The sequence below is a fragment of the Sphingomonas segetis genome (assembly GCF_009720245.1).
GTDB lineage: Bacteria > Pseudomonadota > Alphaproteobacteria > Sphingomonadales > Sphingomonadaceae > Sphingomicrobium > Sphingomicrobium segetis.
The window spans coordinates 1-7,167 of sequence record NZ_WJSQ01000140.1 but is presented as its reverse complement, the minus strand read 5'-3'; the positions used below and the strand labels follow the sequence as shown (position 1 = coordinate 7,167).

Here is a 7,167-nt window from a genome sequence, read left to right as displayed (position 1 = left end):
GGCCGCGGCTGCGCGGCTTCGCTGGCAGCCTGCGCATCATCCATCGGAGCGGTGTCGGCGGGCGGCCCGGCGGCCGGGTCGGAGGTGCGGTCCGTCACCGGTGCCGGCAGGGTGCTCGTCACGAGGTTGTTCGCGACCGGGTCGCGCTGGCTGCACGCCGCGACGACGATGATAAGGGCAAGGCTGAGCAGGGGTGGGCGCAATCGCATGCACCCCTAACGCTGTTGAGCGTGCGGGTTTCCCCGTCGAGGGCTTCTACCCCATCGTCGGGATCATGAACGCGGCCTTGTTGTCGGCGTCGACGAAGCCGTCGGGCCAGCGCTGCGTCACGACCTTGGTCTTGGTCCAGAAGCGCAGGCCCTCCTGACCGTACTGGCCGATATCGCCGAAGCCCGAGCGCTTCCAGCCGCCGAAGCTGTGGTAGGAGACCGGCACCGGGATCGGGACGTTGACTCCGACCATGCCGACGTTGACCCGGGCGGTGAATTCGCGCGCGGCGTGGCCGTTGCGGGTGAAGATCGCGACGCCGTTGCCATATTCGTGCTCCGAGGGGAGCCGCACCGCCTCCTCGAAATTCCTGGCGCGGACCATCTGCAGGACGGGACCGAAAATCTCCTCCTTGTAGCTCTTCATGTCGGGCGTGACGTGGTCGAAGAAGGTCGGACCGATGAAGAATCCCTCCTCGTGCCCCTGGAGCATGAAGCCGCGCCCGTCGACCACCAGCTCGGCGCCCTCGTCGATGCTCATCTGGATGTAGTGCTCGATCCGCTCGCGATGCGCCTTGCTGACGACCGGGCCGTAATGGGCGTCGGCGTCGGTCGAAACTCCGACGCGCAGGCTCTCGATCGCCGGGATCAGCTTCTCGCGCAGCCGGTCGGCGGTCTCCTCCCCGACGGGGACAACCACCGGAAGCGCCATGCAGCGCTCGCCGGCCGATCCGAACGCGGCACCGGCGAGGTCGTTGACGACCTGGTCGAGGTCGGCGTCGGGCATGACGATGCCGTGGTTCTTGGCCCCGCCGAACGCCTGGACGCGCTTCCCGTTGGCGGTCCCGCGGGCGTAGATATATTGCGCGATGTCGCTGCTTCCGACGAAGCTGACGCCTGCGATATCCGGGTGATCGAGGATCGCGTCGACCATCTCCTTGTCGCCGTGGACGACATTGAGGATTCCGTCCGGAAGCCCTGCCTCCTTCATCAGCTCCGCCAGCCGGACCGGAACGCTTGGATCGCGCTCGCTCGGCTTGAGCACGAACGCATTGCCGGCGGCGATCGCCATCCCGAACATCCACATCGGGATCATCGCCGGGAAGTTGAACGGCGTGATCCCGGCACCGATTCCGAGCGGCTGGTGCATCGAATAGACGTCGATGCCGGTCCCCGCTCCTTGGGTATATTCGCCCTTCAGCGCCTGCGGGATGCCGCACGCATATTCGATGACCTCGAGGCCCCGCTGGACGTCGCCGCGGGCGTCGGCGAGCACCTTTCCGTGCTCGGACGAGAGCAAGTGCGCGAGGTCGTCCATGTTCTTTTCGACCAGGTCGCGGAACTTGAACATCACGCGCGCCCGGCGCTGCGGGTTGGTCGCGGCCCAGGCTGGCTGCGCCGCTTTCGCCGCGTCTACGGCCTTCTGGAGGTCGGCCGACGTACCGAAGCGGACGTTCGCCTGGACCTGCCCCTGGTTGGGGTCGAACACGTCGCCCTGCCGCTCGCCCGAGGCGAAAGTGGAACCGCCGATGAAGTGATCGATGCTGCGAAGCATGGTTGATGCGTCCTCGATTGTGCTGGTCTGGGATCGCCGTTCCCCTAGACCCGGGCAGCGGCAAATGCCAGTTGAACAAGGGCGCGAAAGGGGAGATTCGAATGCGAAAAATCGCGATCTTGATGTGCGTCAGCCTGCTCGGCGCGGCGCCGGCACCTTCCACGGACGCCAGGCTCCGCGCGATGGTCCAGCCCGTCAGCACGGCACAGCTGAAGCACACGATCGAGACACTGGTCAGCTTCGGGACGCGGCACACGCTATCGTCGCAGACCGACCCCAAGCGCGGAATCGGCGCGGCGCTGAACTGGACCAAGGGCCAGTTCGAAAGCTTCGGGCTGCCGACCGTTCGCCCGTGCGAGACCTTCACCGGCAGCCGCATCCCGAATCCGACAGCCGTCTGCGACATGGTCGCGATCCAGCGCGGGACCGAGCGGCCCAACGATGTCGTGATCATCACCGGCCACATCGACAGCCGGGTCACGGACGTAATGAATTTCACCTCCGATGCGCCCGGCGCCAACGACGACGGATCCGGAACGGCCGCGGTGATCGAGGCGGCGCGGGTGCTCTCGAAGCACAAGTTCCCCGGTACGATCATTTACGCCGCCCTCTCGGGCGAAGAGCAGGGGCTCTATGGCGCGAAGGTGCTCGCCAATTATGCCAAGGCGCAGGGCTGGAACGTCGTCACCGACCTCAACAACGACATCATCGGCAACACCTGCTCATCCGACGGCATGTGCGACTCGACGCACGCGCGGGTGCTGTCGGAAGGACCGCGTTCGCAGGGGCAGGAGGAGCTTGCGGCGAAAACCCACAGTCTCGGCGGCGAGAACGACGCACCGTCGCGCAACATCTCGCGCTACCTCGACAGCCTCGCCGACCGGCTCGACATCGGGCTCGACCTGCGGCAGATCTGGCGCACCGACCGCTTCGGCCGCGGCGGCGACCACATCCCGTTCCTCGAACTCGGCTATCCCGCTGCGCGGCTCAACGTCGCGATCGAGAATTATGATTGGCAGCACCAGGATTTGAGGACCGAGAACGGCATCAAATACGGCGACACCATCGATCACGTCGATTTCCCCTATCTCGCCAAGATGACCAAGCTGAACGTCGCCGCGCTCGCCGCCATCGCCAGCGCCCCGCCGCCGCCAGCGCCGAAGGTCGAAGGCGCGGTGAGCACGGATACGACGATCACCTGGGCGCCGGTCCCCAGCGCGGCTTCCTACATGATCCGCTGGCGGCGCATGGACGCGAACCAGTGGCAGGAGTCGCGCCGCGTCCCGGCAAGCCAATGCGCGGCGGAGTGTAAGGTCGTGCTTCCCCACATTCGCGTCGACGACTGGCTGTTCGGAGTCGCGTCGCTGAGCAAGGCCGGATTCGAAAGCCCGGTCGCCTCGGCGGTGCCCGGCGGCGCGTTCAAGCCCTACGTCGCGCCTGCGGAAGAAGAGAAGAAATAGATTTTCACGCGAAGGCGCGAAGGCGCGAAAAGAAAATTCGTCATCCCCGCGAAAGCGGGGATCCAGCGAAACAGGAAGACTGGGTCCCCGCTTTCGCGGGAATGACGAAAGTGAGGCGATGCCCTTCGCGGCTTCGCGCCTTCGCGTGAAACCCTTCTACTTCCGGATTGCTTCGCCGCCGTGCCGCTCGCAATGACGGTTCGAATGGAGCTCGAAACCGACCGCCCTGCCGAGCAGCGGCCTCTCGCAGGAATCGCACTCCGGCTCCTGACTGCGCTGCTCCTGGCGATCATGTTCGCGTTGGTGAAGCTCGTCTCGACGCGCGGCGTGAATGTCGTCGAGAGCCTGTTCTATCGGCAATGCGGGTCGGCCTTGTGCGCGGCCGGGCTGGTCGCCGCCGGACCGGGACTGGATTCGCTTCGCACCCGCCGGGTGTCGGCGCATGTCGGGCGCATGGCGCTGGGGCTCACCGCCATGGCGCTCAATTTCGTCGCCTTCATCCTGCTTCCGCTCGCCGAAGCGACAACGATCGGTTTCTCCGTGCCGATCTTCTCGGTCGTTCTGGCGGCGCTCGTGCTCGGCGAGCCCACAGGGAAGTGGCGCTGGGGCGCGGTCGCGGCGGGCTTTGCCGGAGTGCTGCTGATCGTTCAACCAGGGAGCGGCGAGGTGCCGCTGCTGGGTGCGTCGGTCGCACTTGCCGCCGCCCTGCTGACGGCCTCGGTGACAATTGTAATCCGGCGCCTGGGAGCGACCGAGCGCGCGACGACGACGGTCTTCTGGTTCGCGGTCAGCTCACTAGTGCCGCTCGGCCTGCTGATGTTCCACTTCGCGGGCCCGCATGACGCGGTCACCTGGGCGATCCTCGGCGGGCTTGCGATCGCCGGCGGCCTCGCCCAGCTGACGCTGACGGGCGCGCTGCGGCTGGCGCCGGTCGCGCTGGTGATGCCGATGGACTATACGAGCTTGGTTTGGGCGGTGCTGCTCGGCGCGTGGATTTTCGGCGAGTTGCCGACGCCGTGGGTATGGGCCGGAGCGCCGATCATCATCGCCAGCGGGCTGGTGATCGTGTGGCGCGAGCACCGGCTGCACCGCCGCGCGGCATTGTCGGCGGGGATCGCCGCACCCAGCTAAGGGCGTGCAAAGGAGATTGTCATGGCCGGCGGATGGACGCGCGACGGCGCGGTTCAGGACCAGATCGACGACACCGTGAAGGACGCGGTGCTTCGCGCCCGCGCGCTGACGCCCAAAGGCGAGAGCGCGGAGGAATGCGACGACTGCGGCGAACCGATCCCGAAGAAGCGCCGCGACGCGCTTCCGGGCGTGCGCACCTGCGTCGCCTGCCAGTCCGAGCGCGACAAGGCCGTGGTCCATTCGACCATCAACCGGCGCGGGAGCAAGGACAGCCAGCTGCGGTAAAAGCGCTGTCCTACAGGGCCTGCTCTCCGTTAAGGCGCCCGCATGATCGAGTCCGTTCGCCTCAGGCTCCCCTCGTGATGCCGGCGAATAGGAATCCGACACATCCGACAAGCCCCCGTTTGGCGTGCACTCGGGTGACACAGCCCTGCAACCTCCGACCGTTCGCAGCGTAGGAGAGCCATGCCTCGCAAGCGCACCGCCGAGCTGCCCAGCCGAAAGCAAATCCTCGATTTCATCGCCGCGTCGGACCAGCCGGCGGGGAAGCGCGAGATCGCCAAGGCTTTCGGCATCCGCGGCGACGCCAAGATCGCGCTCAAGAAGATGCTCAACGACATGGCCGACGAGGGGCTGATCGAGACCGGGCGCGGGCGCGCGTTCAACAAGATGGGCGGCGTCCCGCGGGTGACGGTGCTGAAGATCGTCGAAGCCGACGACAGCGGCCATGTCTTCGGAACGCCGGAGCATTGGGAAGCGGACACGCCAGCCCCGAAGCTGCGGATCATCGAGAAGGATGGGCGCGGCGCGCTGGGAATCGGCGACAGGGTGCTCGCCCGGACCGAGGAGCGCGGTGAAAAGTTCGTCGCCCACCCGCTCAAGAAGCTCGCGAAGAAGCAGGAACTGGTGCTCGGCGTGCTTCGCCAGGAGGGCACGCGCTTCTGGCTCACGCCGGTCGAGAAGAAGGAACGGCGCGAGTTACCGGTCGGCAACGTCGGCGAGGGCGAGGCCGGCGACCTGGTGCTGTGCGAAATTTCGGGCCGCGGGCCGCGAGTCAGCGCCCGCGTCGACGCAGTGCTCGGCGACCCGTTCGCGCCCAAGAGCGTCAGCCTGATCGCGATCCACAAGTACGAGCTTCCGCACGAGTTCAGCGATGCTGCCCTCGACGAGGCGAAGCGGGTCGCGAAATTTCCGCTGCCCGCAGGGGACCGTCCCCGAACGGGGACTGTCCCCAGCACATCGCGCGCCACCGGATTAGGGGACAGTCCCCGTTCGGGGACAGTCCCTGGCACAGAGCGCGAGGACCTGACTCACCTCCCCATTGTCGCCATCGATCCCGCAGATGCACGCGACCACGACGATGCCATCTGGGCCGCGCGCGACGAGGACGAAGACAATAAGGGCGGGTGGAAGGCGATCGTCGCAATCGCCGACGTCAGCTTCTACGTCCGCCCGGACTCGGCGCTCGACAAGGCTGCGCGGGCGCGCGGCAACAGCGTCTACTTTCCCGACCGCGTCGTGCCGATGCTCCCCGAGGAGCTGTCGGCAGACATCTGCTCGCTGAAGGAGGGCGAGGACCGGGCGGCGCTCGCGTGCCACCTGACCATCGCCAAGGACGGGACGCTCAAGCGCTGGCGCTTCACCCGCGCGAAAATCCGCGTCGCCGCCAACATCGCCTATGAGGATGCGCAGGCGGCGATCGACGCGGCAGAGGAGGAGCGGGTCGAAGTCGCGTCGCCGGTCTGCTTCATGCCGGAGATCGAGGGGTCGGTCCCCAACAATCTGGTCGAGACGGCGCTGAAGCCGCTGTGGGGCTGCTGGCATGCGCTGCTCGCCGCCCGCAACAAGCGCGAGCCGCTCGAGCTCGACCTGCCCGAGCGGCAGGTGGTGCTCGATGAGAAGGGGCGGATCGAATCGGTCGCGGCGCGTGAGCGGCTCGACGCACACCGGCTCGTCGAGGATTTCATGATTGCCGCCAACGTCGCCGCGGCGCGGGCGCTCGAAGCGAAGAAGGCGCCGGTCATGTACCGCATCCACGAGCCGCCGAGCCGCGAGAAGCTCGAGGCGCTCAGGGATTATCTCAAGACGTTCGGAATCGAGTTCACGCTCGGACAGGTGATCAAGCCCGCGACGTTCAACCGGATCATCGAGCGCGTCGGCGAGTCCGAGTTCCGCCCGGAGATCATGGAGCAGCTGCTGCGCACGCAGATGCAGGCACGCTACGCACCCGAGCGCCTCGGCCATTTCGGTCTCGCGCTTGGCACCTACGCGCATTTTACCTCGCCGATCCGGCGCTTCGCCGATTTGCTCGTCCACCGCGGCCTGGTGAGCGCCTACCGGCTCGGGGAGGGCGGCCTTCCCCCCGCGGACGCCGAGAAGTTCGACGAGATCGGCGAGCAGATCTCTCGCCTCGAGCGGCGCGCGATGGAGGCGGAGCGCGAGACGGTCGACCGCTATGTCGCGGCATTTCTCGCCGACCAGGTGGGCCAGCTCGTCATGTGCCGGATCACCGGCGTGCAGCCGTTCGGGTTCTTCGCGACCGTGGTCGAGTTCGGCGGCGACGGGCTGGTGCCGGTCTCGACCATCGGCAAGGAATATTTCCGCTACGATGAAAAAGCGCAGCAGCTGGCCGGCGAGGAGACGGCGACCACGTACCGGATGGGGCAAAAGCTCAAGCTGCGCATCGCCGAAGCCAATCCGGTCTCCGGCTCGCTGCGATTTGAAGTGCCCGGCGAGGGCGGGGGCGAAGCGCCGAAGCCCGAGCGCCGCGACCGCGTGCGCGTCGCAAACCGCCGCGGCCGGCCGCCGAACATCC

General features: G+C 67.1%; 6 protein-coding genes. 4 read left to right on the top strand and 2 right to left on the bottom strand.

Annotated elements, in window-relative coordinates:
• Positions 1-203, bottom strand: a 203-nt coding sequence (locus GH737_RS11875; protein ID WP_155265021.1) for a hypothetical protein, incomplete at its 3' end; no start/stop codon positions are given.
• 52 nt (positions 204-255) lie between these two features.
• Positions 256-1,761 carry a CoA-acylating methylmalonate-semialdehyde dehydrogenase gene (locus GH737_RS11870; RefSeq protein WP_155265020.1) on the bottom strand — a complete coding sequence of 502 codons (1,506 nt, stop codon included), beginning with the start codon at positions 1,759-1,761 and terminating at the stop codon, positions 256-258.
• A gap of 101 nt (positions 1,762-1,862) precedes the next feature.
• Here GH737_RS11870 and GH737_RS11865 point away from each other — a divergent pair, with 101 nt between their 5' ends.
• From GH737_RS11865 to GH737_RS11850, 4 genes are all read left to right on the top strand, one after another.
• The gene (locus tag GH737_RS11865) at positions 1,863-3,221 is read left to right on the top strand and encodes a M28 family peptidase (protein WP_155265019.1); all 1,359 of its coding nucleotides are present in this window, start codon (positions 1,863-1,865) and stop codon (positions 3,219-3,221) included.
• 204 nt (positions 3,222-3,425) lie between these two features.
• Entirely contained in the window at positions 3,426-4,352 is a 927-nt protein-coding gene (locus tag GH737_RS11860; RefSeq protein ID WP_155265018.1) for a DMT family transporter, read from the top strand.
• Positions 4,353-4,373: 21 nt separating this feature from the next.
• On the top strand, positions 4,374-4,637 hold the full coding sequence (locus tag GH737_RS11855; protein ID WP_155265017.1) for a DksA/TraR family C4-type zinc finger protein: 264 nt from the start codon (positions 4,374-4,376) through the stop codon (positions 4,635-4,637).
• Between the two features lie 180 nt (positions 4,638-4,817).
• The coding region (locus GH737_RS11850; protein WP_155265016.1) for a ribonuclease R family protein at positions 4,818-7,167 on the top strand (2,350 nt) is incomplete at its 3' end.

Excerpts from the sequence above, each read along its gene's own strand:
- GH737_RS11870 (WP_155265020.1), bottom strand. The coding sequence starts at position 1,761 with ATGCTTCGCAGCATCGATCACTTCATCGGCGGTTCCACTTTCGCCTCG.
- GH737_RS11865 (WP_155265019.1), top strand. The coding sequence starts at position 1,863 with ATGCGAAAAATCGCGATCTTGATGTGCGTCAGCCTGCTCGGCGCGGCG.
- GH737_RS11860 (WP_155265018.1), top strand. The coding sequence starts at position 3,426 with ATGGAGCTCGAAACCGACCGCCCTGCCGAGCAGCGGCCTCTCGCAGGA.
- GH737_RS11855 (WP_155265017.1), top strand. The coding sequence starts at position 4,374 with ATGGCCGGCGGATGGACGCGCGACGGCGCGGTTCAGGACCAGATCGAC.